4 protein-coding genes are annotated in these 2777 nt (G+C 32.6%); all 4 read left to right on the top strand.

Annotated elements, in window-relative coordinates:
* Positions 1-42: 42 nt before the first annotated feature.
* Positions 43-546 (top strand): HIRAN domain-containing protein, encoded by a 504-nt coding sequence (locus HMPREF0493_RS07945; protein ID WP_006352829.1) that lies wholly within the window; start codon positions 43-45, stop codon positions 544-546.
* A gap of 124 nt (positions 547-670) precedes the next feature.
* Positions 671-1609 (top strand): restriction endonuclease, encoded by a 939-nt coding sequence (locus HMPREF0493_RS07940; protein WP_006352828.1) that lies wholly within the window; start codon positions 671-673, stop codon positions 1607-1609.
* Between the two features lie 2 nt (positions 1610-1611).
* Complete coding sequence (locus tag HMPREF0493_RS08185) at positions 1612-2094, top strand: winged helix-turn-helix domain-containing protein (protein WP_006352827.1); 483 nt, start codon at positions 1612-1614, stop codon at positions 2092-2094.
* 4 nt (positions 2095-2098) lie between these two features.
* Entirely contained in the window at positions 2099-2530 is a 432-nt protein-coding gene (locus HMPREF0493_RS07935) for a restriction endonuclease (RefSeq protein ID WP_081451961.1), read from the top strand.
* Positions 2531-2777: the final 247 nt, after the last annotated feature.

Raw genomic sequence — 2777 nt, 5'->3', positions numbered from 1 at the left:
ATTAACTAAAACGATTTAACTAGCACCACGCGTATTATACATATGAATGATATTAAACCATCAAGCAGCTTACAAAATAAAGGAGCAGATTACTGGTTTAAGGTTGCGGGTACAACTCATTATCAGTTATCAGAAGCGCTAAAATGGGCAAAAGATACTGAGCAAATTGATCCTTATGAAGGTGCAACAGCGGAAGATATCCACGAAGAGATGATCGATGAAGATGATCCTATTTATGAAACTGATCTTACCGAATGTGTAGAAGGAATATCTTTAATTCCAGAGCCTGACAATAAATATGATCCTAATGCAATTAAGGTTGGTATTACTATTAATGGCAAAGATTTCTTCATTGGGTATGTTCCGTCTGATTGGACAGAACATGTTCAAAGTACCTTAAATAAATTAAAAGCAAAAAAACAAAATGTTGCACTAACAGGACATTTGATAGGAGGAAAATATAAATTTCTAGATCTTGATGATCATGTACGTACTAAATCAAAAAAGTTAGGTTTTATTGTTTCAGTTCATACAGAAGATATTTAATTTAAAAGCTAATTCATTATTGAATTGGCTTTTTATTTTTGTTTTCGTTGCTCCCAAACTAAAACATGCTTGTATAGAAGGTTTTTGCTATACTAAGATTGATTTTAATTAAGAGGCAATAAACATGATTGATTACAAGACCTTAAAACATAGTGATAATGGGATGCCAACTTGGGATGCGTTCTTAGGACCATTGCTAAAAGTAGCAGAAACAAAAGAAGAATGGAAAGGTACCCAGTTAAATCAGGCTGTTGTAGATTTTGTCAATCTTCCTTCAGATTTAAAAGAGTTACGATATTCTTCTAAATATCATGATCTTGTTGCGAATAACAGAGCTGGTTGGGCGCTTAGTGATCTCAAAATTTCAGGATTGTTGGTTTCTCCAAGAAGAGGAATTTATAAAATTAGTGATTTAGGCAAAGCTGCCTTAAAAAAGTATGGATTGAATATCACTAGAGAATATGTCCATTCATTACCAGCTTATATTGAGCACAAAAACAATTTGAAAAGTAATGCCAATTCTGATGAGGAAAATGATGAACAAACCTTTGAATTAATAGAAAAGCAAATTTCTGATTGGTTTAATAAACAAAATAGTGATCTGAGTGAACAACTTTTATCGAAACTTAGAAAAACAGATCCTTATCAATTTGAACATATGATGGTTAGACTATTAAGTAATATGGGATACAAAGGAACTAATGGTCAATCTTTAGTTACTCAGAAGTCAAATGATGGTGGCATTGATGGAATAATTAATGAAGATCCTCTAGGTCTTCAAACAATTTATATTCAAGTAAAGCGCTATGCAGAGAATAATGTTGTTGGAAGTCCGGAAATTGACGGCTTTTCAGGTGCACTGAGACGTAAGCGTGCAGATCGAGGCGTGTTCATCACGACTTCATCATTTACAAGTGGGGCAAAAGAAGCAGCTAGACAATTAAATATCGCTTTAGTTGATGGAGAAAAATTATCCAACTTGATGATCCAATACAAGGTTGGCATTCAAGTAAAGGAAACATATGAACTCTATGATATCGATGATGACTTTTTTGAGGAATAATTATGGCGAAAGAATTAATCACTCTTGAAAGGTATAATAAATTATCAAGTGATGAAAGATATTCATTAGGAAATAGGGCAATAATAAGAGCTTTACAAAACCTTGGTGGTCAAGCCTCACGAAGCGAAATCTTAGATCAAATTCGTAATTATGATCCAGAAGTAGACCAAGAAGTAGTCGATAATCTAGTCAAAGCTAAGCGTACGGGTAATTTATATTCTAATTTTCAACAAAAAGTAAATTTTGACCTTGTTACAATGCATAATACTGGGATTGTTGAGAGACCATCACGAGGTATTTATAAGCTAAATCCTAATGCTATTGATCTTGATCCTGAATCAGAAGACTTTACTCAACAATTGTTAAGCTTGGAGAACCATACAGATTCACTTGAAATTGAAAATCCCAAAAATGTAGAATTTACGAATTCTGATGATGAACAAGAAACTGATGTTGAGAAAGAAGCGCAATTCGCTAGAGAATAATTAAATCGACTTTTATTTAAATTTACATCCACGTAAATTTGAGATTCTTTGTCGTCAGTTACTTAAAAAGATGAATGTTGAAATTGATCAAAAAATAGGTCTTCAATATGTTGGAGATGGTGGTGTTGATGGTTTCGGATATATAAAATCAAGTGAGTTGAAAACAGATAGAATCGCAATTCAAGGAAAAATATGGGATCCGTCAAATAAAGTTTCTTCTCCTGAGATAGATAAATTTAGAGGAGCAATGGATAAGTATAATGCTGAATACGGCGTATTCATCACTACCTCTTCATTCACTCGAGCAGCCATAGATTCATCTAGAGCAGGAACAAAGATGATTACTCTTATCGATGGAAAACAATTGCTAGACTTAATAATTAAATATAAGGTATTCGTTCATAAAGCATTAATTATCGAAGATTTTTATAAATAAAAAATCACTTCATTTTTAGAGCTCAAATTTAAAAATAAAAAGCACAAAATTGCCTAGTCAACTCTGGGTTCAGCAGTTACTGTATTCGTGCTTTTTTGCTTATTCTTCTTTTAAAATATCTTCTGGGTTACGATATTCTTGTTCTGTTCCAAGTTTTGCCAGATATTGTTCTAAAGTAATATTATTTCGATAGATGTATTGACTTACAACTTCAGCAACTTTTTTGCCATTGATCAACATAATTGGA

Source organism: Lactobacillus amylolyticus DSM 11664 (assembly GCF_000178475.1).
Taxonomy (GTDB): domain Bacteria; phylum Bacillota; class Bacilli; order Lactobacillales; family Lactobacillaceae; genus Lactobacillus; species Lactobacillus amylolyticus.
The sequence above is the reverse complement of the archived record's forward strand: the minus strand, read 5'-3'. Positions and strand labels throughout refer to the sequence as shown.

Excerpts from the sequence above, each read along its gene's own strand:
- HMPREF0493_RS07945 (WP_006352829.1), top strand. The coding sequence starts at position 43 with ATGAATGATATTAAACCATCAAGCAGCTTACAAAATAAAGGAGCAGAT.
- HMPREF0493_RS07940 (WP_006352828.1), top strand. The coding sequence starts at position 671 with ATGATTGATTACAAGACCTTAAAACATAGTGATAATGGGATGCCAACT.
- HMPREF0493_RS08185 (WP_006352827.1), top strand. The coding sequence starts at position 1,612 with ATGGCGAAAGAATTAATCACTCTTGAAAGGTATAATAAATTATCAAGT.